General features: G+C 59.3%; 17 protein-coding genes. 12 read left to right on the forward strand and 5 right to left on the reverse strand.

What is annotated here, in order from left to right:
* Positions 1-162: 162 nt before the first annotated feature.
* The 3 genes from ACA059_RS07825 to ACA059_RS07835 all read right to left on the reverse strand — a co-directional run bounded on the left by ACA059_RS07825 (position 163) and on the right by ACA059_RS07835 (position 2,491).
* A complete protein-coding gene (locus ACA059_RS07825) occupies positions 163-417 on the reverse strand; it encodes a hypothetical protein (RefSeq protein ID WP_033056985.1) in 255 nt (84 codons plus the stop codon).
* Positions 418-519: 102 nt separating this feature from the next.
* Positions 520-1,725, reverse strand: coding sequence for an MFS transporter (locus ACA059_RS07830; RefSeq protein WP_497633322.1), 1,206 nt, complete (start codon positions 1,723-1,725; stop codon positions 520-522).
* A gap of 112 nt (positions 1,726-1,837) precedes the next feature.
* On the reverse strand, positions 1,838-2,491 hold the full coding sequence (locus ACA059_RS07835) for an HD domain-containing protein (protein WP_497633323.1): 654 nt from the start codon (positions 2,489-2,491) through the stop codon (positions 1,838-1,840).
* A gap of 128 nt (positions 2,492-2,619) precedes the next feature.
* On the opposite strand from ACA059_RS07835, the gene ACA059_RS07840 reads away from it, so the two are divergent.
* From ACA059_RS07840 to ACA059_RS07865, 6 genes are all read left to right on the forward strand, one after another.
* A complete protein-coding gene (locus ACA059_RS07840; protein ID WP_458511708.1) occupies positions 2,620-3,099 on the forward strand; it encodes a GNAT family N-acetyltransferase in 480 nt (159 codons plus the stop codon).
* Between the two features lie 192 nt (positions 3,100-3,291).
* A complete protein-coding gene (locus ACA059_RS07845) occupies positions 3,292-4,284 on the forward strand; it encodes a 2-dehydro-3-deoxygalactonokinase (RefSeq protein WP_497633324.1) in 993 nt (330 codons plus the stop codon).
* 19 nt (positions 4,285-4,303) lie between these two features.
* A complete protein-coding gene (locus ACA059_RS07850) occupies positions 4,304-4,924 on the forward strand; it encodes a 2-dehydro-3-deoxy-6-phosphogalactonate aldolase (protein ID WP_095132093.1) in 621 nt (206 codons plus the stop codon).
* A gap of 62 nt (positions 4,925-4,986) precedes the next feature.
* On the forward strand, positions 4,987-6,135 hold the full coding sequence (gene dgoD, locus ACA059_RS07855; protein ID WP_008152275.1) for a galactonate dehydratase: 1,149 nt from the start codon (positions 4,987-4,989) through the stop codon (positions 6,133-6,135).
* A 198-nt stretch (positions 6,136-6,333) separates the two neighbouring features.
* The gene (locus ACA059_RS07860; protein WP_123364820.1) at positions 6,334-7,644 is read left to right on the forward strand and encodes an MFS transporter; all 1,311 of its coding nucleotides are present in this window, start codon (positions 6,334-6,336) and stop codon (positions 7,642-7,644) included.
* A 60-nt stretch (positions 7,645-7,704) separates the two neighbouring features.
* Complete coding sequence (locus ACA059_RS07865; protein WP_497633325.1) at positions 7,705-8,508, forward strand: IclR family transcriptional regulator; 804 nt, start codon at positions 7,705-7,707, stop codon at positions 8,506-8,508.
* Here the strand turns inward: ACA059_RS07865 and ACA059_RS07870 are convergent.
* Positions 8,505-9,557, reverse strand: coding sequence for an NAD(P)-dependent alcohol dehydrogenase (locus ACA059_RS07870; RefSeq protein ID WP_497633326.1), 1,053 nt, complete (start codon positions 9,555-9,557; stop codon positions 8,505-8,507). The genes ACA059_RS07865 and ACA059_RS07870 overlap by 4 nt on opposite strands.
* A 190-nt stretch (positions 9,558-9,747) precedes the next feature.
* On the opposite strand from ACA059_RS07870, the gene ACA059_RS07875 reads away from it, so the two are divergent.
* Positions 9,748-10,638, forward strand: a complete 891-nt coding sequence (locus ACA059_RS07875; protein WP_497633327.1) for an AraC family transcriptional regulator — start codon at positions 9,748-9,750, stop codon at positions 10,636-10,638.
* Positions 10,639-10,689: 51 nt separating this feature from the next.
* Here ACA059_RS07875 and ACA059_RS07880 read toward each other — a convergent pair whose 3' ends face one another.
* Positions 10,690-12,354 (reverse strand): electron transfer flavoprotein-ubiquinone oxidoreductase, encoded by a 1,665-nt coding sequence (locus ACA059_RS07880; RefSeq protein WP_497633328.1) that lies wholly within the window; start codon positions 12,352-12,354, stop codon positions 10,690-10,692.
* Between the two features lie 549 nt (positions 12,355-12,903).
* Between ACA059_RS07880 and ACA059_RS07885 the strand changes: the two genes are divergently transcribed.
* The 5 genes from ACA059_RS07885 to ACA059_RS07905 all read left to right on the forward strand — a co-directional run bounded on the left by ACA059_RS07885 (position 12,904) and on the right by ACA059_RS07905 (position 16,675).
* On the forward strand, positions 12,904-13,653 hold the full coding sequence (locus ACA059_RS07885) for an electron transfer flavoprotein subunit beta/FixA family protein (protein WP_056745417.1): 750 nt from the start codon (positions 12,904-12,906) through the stop codon (positions 13,651-13,653).
* On the forward strand, positions 13,654-14,583 hold the full coding sequence (locus tag ACA059_RS07890) for an electron transfer flavoprotein subunit alpha/FixB family protein (protein ID WP_123364825.1): 930 nt from the start codon (positions 13,654-13,656) through the stop codon (positions 14,581-14,583).
* An 80-nt stretch (positions 14,584-14,663) separates the two neighbouring features.
* Positions 14,664-15,500, forward strand: coding sequence for a substrate-binding periplasmic protein (locus ACA059_RS07895; RefSeq protein ID WP_497633329.1), 837 nt, complete (start codon positions 14,664-14,666; stop codon positions 15,498-15,500).
* Between the two features lie 9 nt (positions 15,501-15,509).
* Complete coding sequence (locus ACA059_RS07900) at positions 15,510-15,866, forward strand: DUF4398 domain-containing protein (protein ID WP_008147008.1); 357 nt, start codon at positions 15,510-15,512, stop codon at positions 15,864-15,866.
* The gene (locus ACA059_RS07905) at positions 15,863-16,675 is read left to right on the forward strand and encodes an OmpA family protein (protein WP_123364827.1); all 813 of its coding nucleotides are present in this window, start codon (positions 15,863-15,865) and stop codon (positions 16,673-16,675) included. The genes ACA059_RS07900 and ACA059_RS07905 overlap by 4 nt, the downstream gene beginning before the upstream one ends.
* Positions 16,676-16,959 lie beyond the last annotated feature (284 nt).

Raw genomic sequence — 16,959 nt, forward strand, 5'->3', positions numbered from 1 at the left:
CGCGAGCAAGCTCGCTCCCACAGGGATTTTGTGTCGTTCACAGACCCAATGTGGGAGCGAGCTTGCTCCGGGCGGCGTTCCGACGATGGGGCCATAAGATTCACCATCAATCCTGACCTTACCCGGTCGCAGCCGCGCACGACTGCGACCTGATTCGTCTAGTTAAACGTCCAGCTTGCGCGCCGCCTCAACCCCTGCGGCACTGAGTTTGATCGGCAGGTTCAACGAGTGCTCACCGGCCTCGTTGCAGATCACATGACCATGCTGGATCAATCCACGATCCTGCAGCGTGGCGAGGGTGCTGGCCACGACTCTCTCCCCCCGGTAATTGTCCAGGACCTCTTTGCCCAAGCCGCTTGGATGGGCATGTAGCAGACGGGTCAGGACTTCGTTCTCAAGGTTTTTATCGGCGTTCATGGTTACCTCTTCATGGATGTGGATAGGTCCATTTAATTAGAGTCCTTACCTGATGTTGGTCCGCCCCCGATTTGGATTGGTGCCTGATGAACGACGAACGGTCTAGGCCTGCTGCAACGCTTTGCTGGTAACGGTTCGGCGCCAGACCAGCCGGCCGACGCTGATCAGCCAATTCAATACAGCAACCGCCAACACCGTGAGCAACAACGTCGCCATCCCCTGTTCCACGATGATTTTCCCGGCCAGCAACGGGAAGCCAAACACGCCAATAAAGTAGGACAGGCTGAACAGCAGCAAGGATTGCGCGGTGGTGCCGTTCGGTGCCTCGTTGGCCGCGAGGCCATTGATCACCGAATAGGTCAGCCCGTAACCGACCCCGAGCATCACCGCCGCCAGCACGTAGCTGAACCCGTCGTCGACGACAAACCCGAACATCAGGATCGAGCCCATCATCAAGCCCGACAGCAGGCAGGACGCCCGGAACGGGTCGCGCTTGACCACGAAACCGGCGATCAACATTCGGCTGCTGATCGCTGCGCTCATGAAACCGAGAAAGAACAGTGAATAGTCGAGTGAACGCGCCGCCGCGTAACTGGTTTGAAAACTCGACAGACCGCCGAAAACGCACCCACCGAGGCCGACCATGATGATCGGGAACACCGCTCTGGACGACAGCACTTGCGCCGCTGCACGCCATGAAATTCGTGACACTGCTGCCGAGTGGGCCGGCGCTTTTTTCAGCTGCGAATCCAATCGCCAGAACAGCAGCACACCGATCAGGCTGGCCAGCGCCGCGAGGTAAAACGCCGCGGTGATCGGATACCCGAGCGCACTGGCAGCGCGACCTAACAAGGGACCGCTGCCGATCCCGGTCATCATGCTGCCCGACAACAGCGCAAAGTATTTCGCGCGTTGGGCAGGCGTTACCAGACTCGCCACAATGATCGGGCCGAGGGTGTAGAACACGCCCCAACCCAGCCCCAGCAAGAGTCCGAAAAACAACAGCAGATTGCCAAAGCCTGGCGCCAGGGCGAAGCCCAGGCTGGCGGCCACCAGCAGAATGCCGAACAGCGCAATCGAGCGCGCCGCGCCGAGCAAATCGGACAAGTGCCCCGAGACGATTACTGCTGCAAACGTACTGAGCATCGCCGCCGAAATCACACTGCCGGCATCGTGCTCGTTGCCGCCGCGGGAACCGATCAACAACGACAGCAAAAAGGTCGAGCCATAGGACAGCGACAGCAAATAGCTGGCCAGGCAAAACAGGCCGAACAATCTGCTGGAGACTTGGGGTGTTGCACTAGGCATGACGCGGTTCCTTGACCCGATAGAAGAGAGCTTCATCTATCTATCACGCAAGGTGCTGATGTTAGGTCTGAGGTTATCGATTTCAGGGTTAGTGGTGGCCGGAGTAAAGCCTTCAGCAGGCTCCAATTTCTTCCTTGAACAGCTCCATGAAACCCTTCAACCGTTCGTGGCGAGTCTGTGCCAGGCGCTGGCCTGTTGTCGTCTGGAATCCATCCGCCAGGTGCAGCAGTTTGGTTTGGAAATGGTCGAGGCAAAAACGTTTGTCATCGTACTCGCGGTCCTTCGCCTCGGGATCCTCTGGGTCGTACAACGCGCTGCCCATACGACCAGCGATGTAAAAGGTTCGCGCCACGCCGAGCATGCCAAGGGAGTCGAGGCGGTCGGCGTCCTGCATGATTTTGGCTTCGAGCGTGGTCGGCGCGATGTTGGCGGAAAAACTGTGCGCTTCGATGGCATGGGCAACCGCGCTGACTTTTGCGTCTGGCCAAGCCATGTCCGCCAACAATTTCGATGCCTTCCCGGCGGCCAGCCGCGACGCCTGAGAACGCAGCGGCGAGTTCTTCTCTACCGCCACACAATCATGCAGAAGCACCGCCGCGAGCAATACCTCAAGATCGCCTCCTTCTTCAGCGTGAAGCGTACGCACGTTGTGCCAGACCCGCTGCAAGTGCGACAGATCATGAGCGCCATCTTCCGACGGCTCCAGCGCGTGAGGCAGCAGTTGCGCAGCGAGGAGTTGCAGTGGCGCGAAAGCATCAGTGTTCATAAACATCCTGTTAAGTGAAAACGTCGTTTGCAGCGACATGCTCCATGGATCAGCTTTGAATTTCCAGTGTGACGAGCGCCGCTCGCCGCCTTAGTATGGCGTTTTCCACTTTTGACGAAGGCACGTCCATGACGATCGAGATCCGCCCGGCGACCCCGAGCGATGCACCGCAAATCCTCGGGTTCATCACTGAACTGGCCGACTACGAACGTGCCCGCCACGAAGTCATCGCCAGCGTCGCCGACATCGAGCGCAGCCTGTTCAGCGAAGGCGCCACCGCCCACGGGCTGATCTGCCTGCGCGATGGCTCGCCAATCGGCTTTGCGGTGTTTTTCTTCAGCTATTCCACGTGGCTCGGCAGCAACTGCCTGTACCTCGAAGACCTCTACATCACCCCCGAACAACGCGGTGGCGGCGCGGGTAAAACCTTGCTGCGTCACCTGGCGAAAATCGCCTGCGCCAATGATTGCGGTCGATTTGAGTGGAGCGTATTGGACTGGAATAAACCGGCGATCGAGTTCTACAAGTCGTTGGGTGCGCAGCCGCAGGAAGAGTGGGTTCGGTATCGGATGGATGGGGCGGTGTTGCGGGAGTTTGCCGAAGGCTAGATCGCAACCGACGTCTATTAAAGATCGCAGCCATCGGCAGCTCCTACACCTATCCGTAGGAGCTGCCGAAGGCTGCGATCTTTTTTTGACTTCATCTCAATATATGGGATCAATATTTATATATTGAGATTTAAGCGCGTACGGGTTTATAGTCCAGCTCACTCACTGCCAATAAACAAAACAGGTGAAGCGATGCTGGCGCAATTGATCGCGCTCGATTGGGGGACAACCTCATTACGTGCTTACAAACTCGCCGCAGGTGGCCAGGTGCTCGAACAGCGTTCGCTGTCGTCGGGGATCATGCAGCTGCCGAGGACGCCGCGAATGATCGCGGGTCAGGAATGTGCCGACGGTTTTGAACTGGCCTTCGATGAGGCCTGCGGTGACTGGCTCGACGCGCAGTCCGATTTGCCGGTGATTGCTTGCGGCATGGTCGGCAGCGCACAAGGCTGGCGTGAAGCGGCTTACCGCGATACGCCGGCGAACGTCGCCAATCTCGGAATCTCCCTACAAACGGTTCGCAGTCTTCGCGGTGTCGATGTGCACATCGTGCCGGGCGTGATTCAGCGTTCGCGCTTGCCGAACGTGATGCGCGGCGAAGAAACCCAAGTGCTCGGCGTGCTGCAGAATCTACCGGCCGAGGCGGGCGGTGATCTGTTGATCGGCCTGCCGGGCAGTCATTCGAAATGGGTGGAAGTGGCCGACGGCTGCATCGTGCATTTCGATACCTTCATGACCGGCGAAGTCTTCGCCGTGCTCAGCGAGCACAGCATTCTCGGGCGCACCCAGCAAAAGGGCGCGTCCTTCGATGGCCACGCCTTTGATCGTGGTGTGCAGGTGGCTCTATCGACGGATGGCGAGATCGGGCCGTTGTCGACATTGTTCAGTGCCCGCAGCCTCGGGTTGACTGGCGAACTCAGCGCCACCGCCCAACCTGACTACTTGTCCGGTCTGTTGATTGGCCATGAACTGTCAGCGTTGGCGACTGTTCAGCGCCGCCGACGCAACAGCGTTCATCTGCCTTCGATCATCCTCATTGGTAATGCCCAACTCTGTGCCCGTTACAGCCGGGCGCTCGACGCCTGCGGTTTTGCGCGGGTGACCCTGGCCGAGCAGGCCACCGAACGCGGCTTGTGGCAGTTGGCGGTTGCCGCCGGACTGATCACACCCAACCCATCCCGTTAAACCTGACTGGAGGTCTGACATGCTCAAGCAAGCATTGGCGCAAAACGGTCTGATCGCGATTTTGCGTGGCCTGCGCCCGCAAGAAGCGGCAGCCATCGGCGAAGTCCTTTACGCCGCCGGATTTCGCGTCATCGAAGTGCCGCTCAATTCCCCTGAGCCGTACGAAAGTATCCGCATCCTGCGCAGTACCTTGCCCGCCGATTGCCTGATCGGCGCCGGCACGGTGTTGACGCCGGAGCAGGTCGAGCAAGTGAAAGCGGCGGGCGGTCAGGTGATCGTCATGCCGCACAGCGATGCCAAGGTGTTGCGGGCAGCGAAAGCGGCTGGGCTATTCCTGTCGCCGGGTGTGGCCACGCCGACTGAAGCATTTGCGGCATTGGCCGAAGGGGCGGACGTACTGAAGATGTTCCCGGCCGAGCAGATGGGCCCGGCAGTCGTCAAAGCCTGGCTCGCTGTTCTGCCTGCGGGAACGATTCTGGCGCCGGTCGGCGGGATCACGCCGGACAACATGCAGGTGTTTATCGATGCGGGCGTCAAAGGCTTCGGCCTCGGTTCCGGGTTGTTCAAACCGGGAATGACGCCTGAGGAAGTGGCGGTAAACGCCAAGGCTTATGTCGCTGCATGGAACGCTCTGCGTTAAGACTTTTTGGCGCCGAGCGCGCTACATCTATAAGAGCTGCACTTATAAAAAGAGAGCACAAGATGAAAATCACCAAACTGACCACCTTCATCGTTCCGCCGCGCTGGTGCTTCCTCAAGGTCGAAACCGACGAGGGCGTGACCGGCTGGGGCGAACCCGTGGTCGAAGGCCGCGCCCACACCGTTGCTGCTGCCGTTGAAGAATTGTCCGACTACCTGATCGGCAAAGACCCACGCAACATCGAAGACATCTGGACCGTGCTGTACCGCGGCGGCTTCTACAGGGGCGGCGCAATCCACATGAGTGCGCTGGCCGGTATTGATCAGGCGTTGTGGGACATCAAGGGCAAGGCCCTGGGTGTGTCGGTCAGCGATCTGCTGGGCGGTCAGGTGCGGGACAAGATTCGCGTCTATTCGTGGATCGGCGGCGACCGGCCGGCGGACACCGCTCGCGCCGCGAAAGAGGCCGTCGAACGTGGTTTCACTGCGGTGAAAATGAATGGCACCGAAGAGCTGCAATTCCTCGACTCCTTCGAGAAAGTCGATCTGGCCCTGGCCAACGTCGCCGCCGTGCGCGATGCGGTGGGCCCGAATGTCGGCATCGGCGTTGACTTCCATGGCCGGGTGCACAAGCCCATGGCCAAGGTGCTGATGAAGGAACTCGACCCGTACAAACTGATGTTCATCGAAGAGCCGGTACTCAGCGAAAACTACGAAGCGCTGAAAGAATTGGCACCGCTGACCAGCACCCCGATTGCCCTCGGTGAGCGGCTGTTCTCGCGCTGGGATTTCAAGCGTGTGCTCAGCGAAGGTTACGTCGACATCATCCAGCCGGACGCGTCCCACGCCGGCGGAATCACCGAGACCCGCAAGATCGCCAACATGGCCGAAGCCTACGACGTGGCGCTGGCGCTGCATTGCCCGTTGGGCCCGATTGCACTGGCGGCGTGTTTGCAGCTGGATGCGGTTTGCTACAACGCGTTCATCCAGGAACAGAGCCTGGGCATTCATTACAACGAGAGCAATGACCTGCTGGATTACGTCAAGGATCCGCGGGTGTTCGACTACGACAAGGGCTTCGTGAAAATCCCGAATGGCCCGGGCCTGGGGATCGAGATCAACGAGGAATACGTCATCGAACGCGCGGCCGTCGGCCACCGCTGGCGTAACCCGATCTGGCGCCATGCCGATGGCAGTTTTGCTGAGTGGTGAGTTCTCCCTGACCCACCGCAAATCCCTGTGGGAGCCAGCCTGCTGGCGATTTGGTCGGCACCCCCAGCATTCTTGGTGACTGACACACCGCTATCGCCAGCAGGCTGGCTCCCACAGTTTGATCTCCATGGACAGGGAGATTTGCGGCAAACCCCGATTTCACATCGACCTCAATAAACATAAGAAGAGGCATTCCCCATGCAACCGCAAACCCTCACCGGGCAGGCGTCGTTGGTGACGCCCAGTCGCAAGCGTTTTTTCATCATGGTGCTGCTGTTTATCACCGTGGTGATCAACTACCTGGACCGCAGTAACCTGTCGATCGCCGCTCCGGCGCTGACCAGCGAACTGGGCATCGACCCGATCCACGTCGGGCTGATTTTCTCGGCATTCGGCTGGACCTACGCTGCCATGCAAATCCCCGGTGGCTGGCTGGTGGATCGGGTTCCACCGCGGATTCTTTACAGCGTCGCGCTGCTGCTATGGTCGATCGCTACCGTCATGCTCGGCTTCGCTGCCAGCTTCATCGCACTGTTCGTGTTGCGCATGGCAGTCGGTGCACTGGAAGCGCCGGCGTACCCGATCAACAGCCGTGTGGTCACCACCTGGTTCCCTGAGCGCGAACGCGCCACGGCCATTGGTTTCTATACTTCCGGGCAATTCGTCGGTCTGGCGTTCCTGACGCCGGTATTGGCCTGGCTGCAGCATCAATATGGCTGGCACATGGTGTTTGTCAGCACCGGTGCGGTGGGCATTCTCTGGGCAGTGATCTGGTACGCGGTGTATCGCGAGCCACGGGATTTCAAAGGTGCCAATGACGCCGAAATCGAGCTGATCCGTGAAGGTGGCGGGCTGGTGGATATCCAGGCTGAACAAGCCAAAGTGAAAGCCAAATTCAGCTGGATAGATCTCGGCATTGTGCTGACCAAGCGCAAGTTGTGGGGCATTTATCTCGGCCAGTTCTGCCTCAACTCGACGTTGTGGTTTTTTCTGACGTGGTTCCCGACCTACCTGGTGAAATATCGCGGTATGGACTTCATCAAGTCCGGCCTGTTGGCGTCGCTGCCGTTTCTCGCCGCCTTCGTCGGTGTGCTCTGTTCCGGGTTCTTCTCCGACTGGCTGATCCGTCGCGGCTACACCGTGGGTTTCGCCCGCAAGTTGCCGATCATTGGCGGCCTGCTGATTTCCACCTCGATTATCGGCGCCAACTTCGTCGAGTCGACACCGCTGGTGATTGCCTTCCTCGCGTTGGCGTTCTTCGGTAACGGGTTGGCTTCGATCACCTGGTCGCTGGTGTCAACGTTGGCTCCGGCGCGATTGCTCGGGTTGACCGGTGGGGTGTTCAACTTCATCGGCAACCTGTCGGCGATTACCACGCCGATCGTCATCGGTTTCCTTGCAACCGGTGATTCGTTCGCTCCCGCGATCACCTATATCTCGGTTCTGGCGTTGATTGGCGCGCTTTCCTACATCTTGCTGGTCGGCAAAGTCGAGCGTATCAAGTTGTAGTGGCGGCATTCGGGCGACCATAATGCCGCCCGTTCACTCGCTCAACGGTAAAGGCTGGATATGCAGGAAGACGCCCAAAAAATCGCCAAGGACGCCGCACCGACCGGCACCCAGACACTGCTTCGTGGTCTGGGTGTGGTTCAGGCCGTGGCCAGTGGCGCCCGCGATCTCAAGGAAATCGCCCGGCTGATCGGCACGACGCGCAGCACCACCCATCGTCTGGCCAGTTGCCTGGTGGACGAGCGTTACCTGCGTGTGGTGCCGCAGGTCGGTTATTTGCTGGGGCCGAAGCTGATCGAGCTGGGTTTCCAGGCGCGTGAAGAATTGCCGCTGGTCACATTGGCCGGGCCGTATCTGGATGAGTTGTCGGCGTTGACGGGTGACACCATTCACCTGGCAATTCGTGAAGGCGACGAAGTGCTGTACCTGCACAAGAATCCGGGACGCAATGGCCCTGAAATGCGTTCGCGGGTTGGCCATCGCATGCCGTTGGCACGCACCGGGATCGGCAAGGCGCTGATGCTCGATGACACGCAGGAAGAATGGCAGCGGCTGTACGAAGTCAGCTTGCCGGCGGGTGGGAAAAATCAGTTCTGGCCGCAGCACCCGGAGCAGTCCTGGGAGCAGTTTCAGCAGCGCATGGTCGAGTATGTGGCGGGCGGTTATGCATTCGACCTGGAAGATAACGAACCGTCGATCCGCTGTGTGGCGGCGCCGATCCGTGATGCCAGCAAACGCATCGTTGCCGGCATCAGCATCGCCAGCACTGTGCCGTACATGCCGCTGGAGAAAATGGCCGAGCTGATTCCCCTGATCAAAGGGGTCACGGCTCGGCTTTCGGCGGAGCTTGGCGCTAAGGTTTAGACCTTCAGCGTTGTCATGTCGATCACGAAACGGTACTTCACGTCGCCGGCGATCATACGGGCGTAAGCCTCGTTGATCTGGCGGATGTCGAGCATTTCGATGTCGCAGGTGATGTTGTGCTCGGCGCAGAAATCCAGCACTTCCTGGGTTTCGGCAATACCGCCGATCAGGGATCCGGCGAGCACCCGACGGCCCAACACCAGTTTGGCCGCATGGACTGGCGGATCGACCGGTTCGATCAGGCCCACCAGAATGTGCACGCCGTCGAAACGCAGCGTATCGAGGTAGGGGTTGAGGTCGTGCTGCACCGGAATGGTGTCCAGCAGGAAGTCGAAATGTCCTGCGGCGGCCTTCATCTGTTCGGCATCGGTGGACACGATCACGTGGTCCGCACCTTGGCGACGACCTTCTTCAGCCTTGCTCGCCGAGCGGGTGAACAACGTGACTTCAGCGCCCATCGCCTTGGCGAACTTGATGCCCATGTGGCCGAGGCCGCCCATGCCGAGAATCCCGACCTTGTCGCCCGCCTTCACGCCGTAGTGCTTGAGCGGCGAGTAGGTGGTGATACCGGCGCAGAGGATTGGCGCGGCGCTGGCCAGGTCGAGTTTCTCGGGAATGCGCACCACGAAGTGTTCGCTGACCACGATGCTGTCGGAATAACCGCCCATGGTGTTGCTGCCATCGACGCGGTCCGGGGTGGCGTAGGTCATGGTCGGACCTTCGAGGCAGTATTGTTCGAGGTTCGATTGGCAGGCTTCGCAGCTGCGGCACGAATCGACCATGCAGCCGACGCCAACCAGATCGCCGACTTTGTGCTTGGTGACATTCGCACCGATGGCGGTAACTTTGCCTACGATCTCGTGGCCGGGCATCAGTGGGTAAACGGCAATGCCCCACTCGTTGCGTGCCTGGTGGATGTCGGAATGGCAGACGCCGCAGTAGAGAATATCGATCGCAACGTCGTCGGCCCGAGGGCTGCGGCGCTCGAATTGCACGGGGGCGAGGGGAGTGGTGGCCGACTGGGCGGCGTATCCGATGGCGGTGTACATGATGAACCTCGCAAAAGCTGTGACGGGTGAGGTGGCGCATTCTGGGCGCCGCACCGGCCACCGGCCATGGCGATTCCTCCGGGTGTCATGCCTAATCCTCCGGCATCAGCCTTCAATGGGTCGCATTGGCCATCAGACCTGCGATGATGCTTTCATCCCTATTTCCGCGACTTTTTTGTGAAGAGCCCTCATGTTGTTGACCCGTCATCTGGATGCCAATGCCACGCTGGTTTCGCTGATTCAGCCTTTGACTAATCGCGACGGTTTCGCGCCCACGGCGTTGCCGGGTGTGCAGGTTTTGCGGGCCAGTTGTGATGTGGCTCGCGGCCCGCAGATTTACGAGCCGAGTCTGGTCATCATCGCCCAGGGCAGCAAGTTGGCGTATCTGGGGCCGCGTACGCTGGAGTACGGCGCCGGGCATTATTTGATACAGGCATTGCCGGTGCCGTTCGAATGCGAGACGTTTTCAGCACCCGATGGCCCGATGTTGGGCGTTTCCATCGCCATTGACCGGGTGTTGCTCGGTGAGTTGGTCTTGGCCATGGGGCTGGCGCCGGGGCGTAGTATTGCGGCGCAAACGCCAGAGTCCATGACCTCGGCGGTGCTCGACGATGCGATGCGTGGTTGTGTTGAACGGCTGTTGCGTTGCCTGCACGATCCGCTGGAATGCCAAGTTATGGGGCAGGCGCGATTGCGCGAGTTGTTGTTCGTCGCCTTGCGTGGGCCGCAAGCCGATGTGTTGCGGGCGCTGGTCGAGCAACAGGGGCAATTCGCCCGGATCGCGGCATCGCTCAGCCATTTGCATGCGCATTACACCGAGCCCTTGAATGTCGAGACGCTGGCCAGTTGCGCGAACATGAGTGCGTCGACCTTTCATGAACATTTCAAACGCAGCACGCTGCTGTCGCCAGTGCAGTACTTGAAGCGCTTGCGCTTGCTCAAGGCGCAGACGTTGCTGGTGGCCGAAGGTTTGGGCGTGGCGCAGGTGGCGCATCGGGTCGGGTATCAAAGTACGTCGCAGTTCAGTCGCGAGTACAAGCGCTACTTCGAGCGTAGCCCTGGCGACGAACGCGCTGCCTGACAGGCAACAAAAAGGCCCCCGTTCGGGAGCCTTGATGTTCAGCCGTTCGACTTACATGTTCGGGTAAGTCGGGCCGCCAGAGCCTTCCGGCGCCACCCAGGTAATGTTCTGTGCAGGGTCCTTGATGTCGCAGGTCTTGCAGTGAACGCAGTTCTGGGCGTTGATCTGGAAGCGCTTCTCGCCGTCTTCCTTGGTCACCACTTCGTACACGCCGGCCGGGCAGTAACGCTGGGCAGGCTCATCGTAGAGCGGCAGGTTCTTGGCGATCGGGATGCTCGGGTCGGTCAGCTTCAGGTGGCACGGCTGCTCTTCTTCGTGGTTAGTACCCGAGATGAACACCGAGCTGAGTTTGTCGAAGCTGATCTTGCCGTCCGGTTTCGGGTAGTCGATCTTCTTGCAGTCGGCCGCAAGCTTGAGGCAAGCGTAATCCGGCTTGGTGTCGTGCAAGGTGAACGGCAGCTTGCCGCCGAAGATGTTCTGGTCGAGCCAGTTGAAACCGCCGCCGACGATGGCGCCGAACTTGTGGATCGCCGGGCCGAAGTTGCGGCTGGCGAACAGTTCGTCGTAGAGCCAGCTCTTCTTGAACGCGTCGACGTAGGTGGTCAGTTCTTCGGTGCCGTCCTTTTCAGCGAACAGCGCTTCGGCCACCGATTCAGCGGCGAGCATGCCGGACTTCATCGCGGTGTGGCTGCCTTTGATCTTGGCGAAGTTCAGGGTGCCGAGGTCGCAACCGATCAGAGCGCCGCCCTTGAAGACCATTTTCGGCAGTGAGTTCAGGCCGCCTTTGCTGATGGCGCGAGCGCCATAGCTGATGCGCTTGCCGCCTTCCAGGTACTGCTTGAGCACCGGGTGATGCTTGAGGCGCTGGAACTCGTCGAACGGCGACAGGTAAGTGTTGCTGTAGGACAGGTCGACGATCAGACCGACTACGACCTGGTTGTTTTCCAGGTGATAGAGGAAGGAGCCACCGGTGTTCTCGGTGCCCATGATGTCCAGCGGCCAACCGGCGGTGTGGACTACCAGGCCTGGCTGATGCTTGGCCGGGTCGATTTCCCAGATTTCTTTCAGGCCGATGCCGTAGTGCTGGGCGTCGGCATCGCTGTCGAGGTTGAAGCGCTTGATCAGTTGCTTGCCGATATGGCCGCGGCAACCTTCGGCGAACAACGTGTACTTGCCACGCAGTTCCATGCCCGGGGTGTACAGGCCTTCTTTCGGATGGCCTTCGCGGTCAACGCCCAGATCACCGGTGATAATCCCGCGAACCACGCCGTTCTCGTCGAACAGCGCCTCCTGAGCGGCGAAGCCGGGGTAGATTTCCACGCCCAGGTTCTCGGCCTGCTGGGCCAGCCAGCGGCACAGGTTGCCCAGGGAGATGATGTAGTTGCCTTCGTTGTGCATGGTCTTGGGCACAAAGAGGTCAGGAATTTTCTGCGCGCTGTCAGCGTTCTTGAGAACGAAGATGTCATCGCGGGTGACTGGCGTATTCAGCGGGGCGCCGAGTTCTTTCCAGTCCGGGAACAATTCGTTCAGGGCGCGTGGTTCGAACACGGCGCCGGACAGGATGTGAGCACCGACTTCGGAGCCTTTTTCGACCACGCAGACGCTGATTTCCTTACCGGCTTCAGCGGCCTTCTGCTTCAAGCGGCAGGCGGCGGAAAGACCAGCGGGGCCGGCACCGACGATGACCACGTCGAATTCCATGTATTCGCGTTCCACAGGTTATCTCCTACTCAAGGCTCAACAGTTTTTTTTCTAATTGGAGGTTTGGTGTCGCATCCATGAATCCCTGCGCAATGCAGGAAGAGGACAATCGATGAGCCACCTTTCTCTCTAAGGTGGCGCATTATATCTACACCACTCCTAGCGTCCAATACAAACGTTTGTTTGAATCGGCTCAAAGCCAGAGAAATCAAAGTCACGCGGCTTATGACTGGCCATTTTGCCGTATTGACCGGAATAGGCGTTCCGGTCAAGATACGGTCGGTTTTGCGCTCGCCGTAGGCTGACTGTTGGTATCAAGAGCACCTCTAAAGACAGGGCGATGGCAGTACAAGGTGATGCGTAGCGCAGGTTCTGGCGTGCAGTTTACACGCCGCGATAATGAATGACTCGTCAGTCACCACTGACGAACGGTCATCTTCATCGTGAGCGCTTGTCACTTGACACCTTTGCCAGCGTTTTTAGAGGTGCCCTTGCGCCGATGAGCATCAAACCGCCAGGTTCGCCTAGGCGACTTTCTTTTCACCGGAGAGTAACGAGGAATCCATGAAGGTTCTTGTAGCTGTCAAACGCGTTGTGGATTACAACGTCAAGGTTCGCGTCAAGGCGGACAATTCCGGCGTCGACCTCGCCAACGTCAAGATGTCGATGAACCCGTTCTGCGAAATCGCAGTGGAAGAAGCCGTACGCCTGAAAGAGAAAGGTGTTGCGACTGAAATCGTCGTCGTCTCCATCGGCCCGTCCACCGCTCAAGAGCAACTGCGCACCGCGCTAGCTCTGGGTGCCGACCGCGCCATCCTCGTCGAATCCGCTGAAGACCTGACGTCGCTCGCCGTTGCCAAGCTGCTCAAGGCTGTTGTCGACAAGGAACAGCCTCAGCTGGTGATCCTTGGCAAACAAGCCATCGACAGCGACAACAACCAGACTGGTCAGATGCTCGCGGCATTGAGCGGCTACGGTCAGGGTACGTTCGCCTCCAAAGTCGAAATCAGCGGCGACACGGTTGCCGTGACTCGCGAAGTCGACGGCGGCGCGCAGACGGTTTCCCTGAAACTGCCGGCTATCGTCACCACCGACCTGCGTTTGAACGAGCCGCGCTACGCGTCCCTGCCAAACATCATGAAAGCCAAGAAGAAGCCTCTTGAAGTGCTGACTCCGGACGCTTTGGGCGTTTCCACCGCCTCCACCAACAAGACCGTGAAAGTCGAAGCGCCAGCTGCACGCAGCGCGGGTATCAAGGTCAAGTCGGTGGCTGAACTGGTCGAGAAACTGAAAAACGAAGCGAAGGTAATCTAAATGACTATCTTGGTTATTGCTGAACACGACAACAAAGTGCTGGCCCCGGCCACGCTGAACACCGTGGCTGCCGCCGTTAAAATCGGTGGTGACATCCACGTTCTGGTTGCAGGTCAGGGCGCTGGCGCCGTGGCTGAAGCCGCTGCGAAAATCGCTGGCGTGGCTAAAGTGCTGGTGGCCGATAACGCCGCCTACACTCACCAACTGCCGGAAAACGTTGCGCCGCTGGTGGCCGAGTTGGGCAAGGGCTACAGCCACATCCTGGCTGCCGCGACTTCCAACGGCAAAAACATCCTGCCGCGCGTTGCCGCTCAGCTGGACGTTGACCAGATCTCCGAGATCATCTCGGTCGAAAGCGCTGATACCTTCAAGCGCCCGATCTACGCCGGTAACGCCATCGCAACCGTTCAGTCGAACGCTGCGGTCAAAGTCATCACCGTGCGTGCTACCGGTTTCGACCCGGTCGCTGCTGAAGGTGGTTCGGCGGCTGTTGAAGCCGTTGCAGCTGCTCACGATGCTGGTATTTCCAGCTTCGTCGGCGAAGAACTGGCCAAGTCCGATCGTCCGGAACTGACCGCTGCCAAGATCGTCGTTTCCGGCGGCCGCGGCATGCAGAACGGCGACAACTTCAAACACCTGTACGCCCTGGCTGACAAGCTGGGCGCTGCCGTCGGTGCTTCCCGCGCCGCGGTCGACGCAGGTTTCGTACCCAACGATATGCAGGTCGGTCAGACCGGCAAGATCGTTGCTCCACAGCTGTACATCGCCGTCGGTATCTCCGGCGCGATCCAGCACCTGGCCGGCATGAAAGACTCCAAAGTGATCGTTGCGATCAACAAGGACGAAGAAGCGCCGATCTTCCAGGTGGCCGATTACGGCCTGGTGGCAGACCTGTTCGAAGCAATCCCTGAGTTCGAGAAGCTGGTCTAATCCAGCGGCCTGACTTATAAAGAGCCCGACCTTTTGGTCGGGCTTTTTTTTGTTCCGGATTTGAGTGGGAGAGTGTCGCCATGGATCTGCGCCGCGTTTACGGCTGGTCATTGCTGCTGGGGCTGACGGTATTGCCGGCGCTGTCCGTCGCCGCGGGCAAGTGCGAACGCCTGGTGGTGACCGGCAGCCCGGACGCGCCGCCGTACCTGTGGCAAGACCCGAAAAACCCCAAGCACCTGATTGGCGCCAGTGCTGACCTGTTGCAGCAAGTGGCGGGGGAGTTGGGGATCAAGGTCGAACTGCTTTACGCCGGCAAACGCTCTCAGGCTCTGGACGAAGTGCGCAGTGGGCGAATGGACATGCTGGCGGATGCGTCATTGACGGTCAGTGAACTGGAATCCCTGGATTACATTCATCCTCCGTTACTGGAGAACGATTACCTGGTCTGGACCCGCAAAGACTCGACGCTGGTCTACAACGAAGCACAGGACCTTCACGGTCATCCCGGCGCATTGTCGGAAAAGTCTCGTATGACCCCAGAATTTGGCGTGTTCGCCGAGCAGCAATTGACGCTCGCACGTACGCCTAACCTGACCCAGGCCTTTCAGAAATTGCTGCTGGGCGAGGTGGAATTTGTCCTTGCCGGACGCTACTCGGGCATGGCGGCCGCGCAGACACTTAACTTGGCCAATGACCTGATCGTCCGTCCACAACCGATCGACAAACCCGGCCTGTTCCTCGCGGTTTCCCACAACTCCGCCTGCAACGATCCGTGGTTGCGCGGACAGCTGGCCAAAAAGATGACAGAATTGCCCGCGTCCGGACTGACGGAAGCCGTGCTGCAACGCAATATCGAGCGCTGGAAGGCGCAGCTCTCACAACCGCAGCAACAACCTGTCAGTACCCCAAAACAGTAGGGATTTTTAGTGAGTATTCGACCTCTTTTCGCTGCCCTGGCCGTTCTGGCTCTGGCGGGTTGTGCAGCCGACCCGGCGCCGAATGAACAAATGCGCCTGACCGAGCAGGCACTCGAACAGGCCAAGGCCGTGGGCGCCACCGCCGCCGACGTGCCGGAAATGAAACTGGCCGAAGACAAGTTCAACCGCGCCAAGGGCAGCATGAACGACCAATCCTTCAAGAACGCGCGCATGCGGGCCGAGCAGGCCGAGCTGGATGCGCGTCTGGCCGAAGCCCGGGTTCTGACCCTCAAGAGCGAGGAGCAGTTGAACGTGCTTAATACCCGCATCACTCGCCTGCGCAAGCAACTGGGAGATGCCCAATGAGCCTCAAGACCAAAGCCCTGGGCGGTTTGATCCTGGCAGGCTGCGCCAGCCTCTATGGTTGTGCCGGTCAGCACAGCGAGGCCGCATTGCAGCAGGCCAGTACTGACTTTCAGAAGGTCAAGGAAGATTCCAACGTGCTGCGAATTGCGCCCAAGGACGTGATTCGCGCCGGTGAGTCGCTGGCCCGCGCCGATCGTCTGTCCAGCTATTGGGGCAGTGGATCGGACGTGCTGCATTACGCTTACTTGAGTGAGCGCTATAGCGAAATCGCGCGCGAACACACCAATCAGGTGCTCAACGAAGAACGTGCGGCGAAGCTCGAACTGGAGCGTCAGCGCCTGCAACTGGCCCTGCGCGAATCCAAACTGCTCAGCGTGCAGCAGCAGGGCAAGTGGCTCGAAGAACAGATTGTCGCGCTGGCGACCACCCAGACCGACCGCGGCCTGGTGATGACCTTGGGCGACGTGCTGTTCGACACGGGCGAAGCGGAGTTGAAAAACTCGGCGAACCGCGTGGTGTTGAAGATCGTGCAGTTCCTGCAGCTCAACCCCAAGCGCGTGGTGCGCATCGAAGGTTACGCCGACAGTACCGGCGGCAAGCAGGAAAACCTCAAGCTGTCCCGTGACCGTGCGCAATCGGTGGCGGACGTGCTGATGGATTTGGGCATCGACGATAAACGTATTCAGGTCGAAGGCTACGGTGATGAATATCCGGTCGACGTGAACGCCTCCGAACGGGGACGTGCACAGAATCGTCGGGTAGAAATTGTGTTCTCTGACGAAAAAGGCCAGCTAGGCGCTGCCCGGTAGGAACTGGCGGAGCCTGCGATCTTTTGATCTTTCGCTTGAAACTCAAGTGGACGTGGAAAGATCGCAGCCTCGTTTCACTCGACAGCTCCTACGCAGCTCCTACAACCCGGTCTGCCCGTCAGCGCCGGGTTTTTTTACGCCTGCTAATCCACTCACAAAACAGTACAGTTTTTGCTGACACTGCACTGTACGGTCGACTATTGTGGCAACTGTCCCCGTACACTTCTAAACTGTTCCGGTATTGTTTCACACAAGAATAAAATGCCCGTGAAATCGAGTGCTGC

The organism is Pseudomonas sp. LBUM1647 (assembly GCF_059716175.1).

Excerpts from the sequence above, each read along its gene's own strand:
- ACA059_RS07825 (WP_033056985.1), bottom strand. The coding sequence starts at position 417 with ATGAACGCCGATAAAAACCTTGAGAACGAAGTCCTGACCCGTCTGCTA.
- ACA059_RS07830 (WP_497633322.1), bottom strand. The coding sequence starts at position 1,725 with ATGCCTAGTGCAACACCCCAAGTCTCCAGCAGATTGTTCGGCCTGTTT.
- ACA059_RS07835 (WP_497633323.1), bottom strand. The coding sequence starts at position 2,491 with ATGAACACTGATGCTTTCGCGCCACTGCAACTCCTCGCTGCGCAACTG.
- ACA059_RS07840 (WP_458511708.1), top strand. The coding sequence starts at position 2,620 with ATGACGATCGAGATCCGCCCGGCGACCCCGAGCGATGCACCGCAAATC.
- ACA059_RS07845 (WP_497633324.1), top strand. The coding sequence starts at position 3,292 with ATGCTGGCGCAATTGATCGCGCTCGATTGGGGGACAACCTCATTACGT.
- ACA059_RS07850 (WP_095132093.1), top strand. The coding sequence starts at position 4,304 with ATGCTCAAGCAAGCATTGGCGCAAAACGGTCTGATCGCGATTTTGCGT.
- dgoD (WP_008152275.1), top strand. The coding sequence starts at position 4,987 with ATGAAAATCACCAAACTGACCACCTTCATCGTTCCGCCGCGCTGGTGC.
- ACA059_RS07860 (WP_123364820.1), top strand. The coding sequence starts at position 6,334 with ATGCAACCGCAAACCCTCACCGGGCAGGCGTCGTTGGTGACGCCCAGT.
- ACA059_RS07865 (WP_497633325.1), top strand. The coding sequence starts at position 7,705 with ATGCAGGAAGACGCCCAAAAAATCGCCAAGGACGCCGCACCGACCGGC.
- ACA059_RS07870 (WP_497633326.1), bottom strand. The coding sequence starts at position 9,557 with ATGTACACCGCCATCGGATACGCCGCCCAGTCGGCCACCACTCCCCTC.
- ACA059_RS07875 (WP_497633327.1), top strand. The coding sequence starts at position 9,748 with ATGTTGTTGACCCGTCATCTGGATGCCAATGCCACGCTGGTTTCGCTG.
- ACA059_RS07885 (WP_056745417.1), top strand. The coding sequence starts at position 12,904 with ATGAAGGTTCTTGTAGCTGTCAAACGCGTTGTGGATTACAACGTCAAG.
- ACA059_RS07890 (WP_123364825.1), top strand. The coding sequence starts at position 13,654 with ATGACTATCTTGGTTATTGCTGAACACGACAACAAAGTGCTGGCCCCG.
- ACA059_RS07895 (WP_497633329.1), top strand. The coding sequence starts at position 14,664 with ATGGATCTGCGCCGCGTTTACGGCTGGTCATTGCTGCTGGGGCTGACG.
- ACA059_RS07905 (WP_123364827.1), top strand. The coding sequence starts at position 15,863 with ATGAGCCTCAAGACCAAAGCCCTGGGCGGTTTGATCCTGGCAGGCTGC.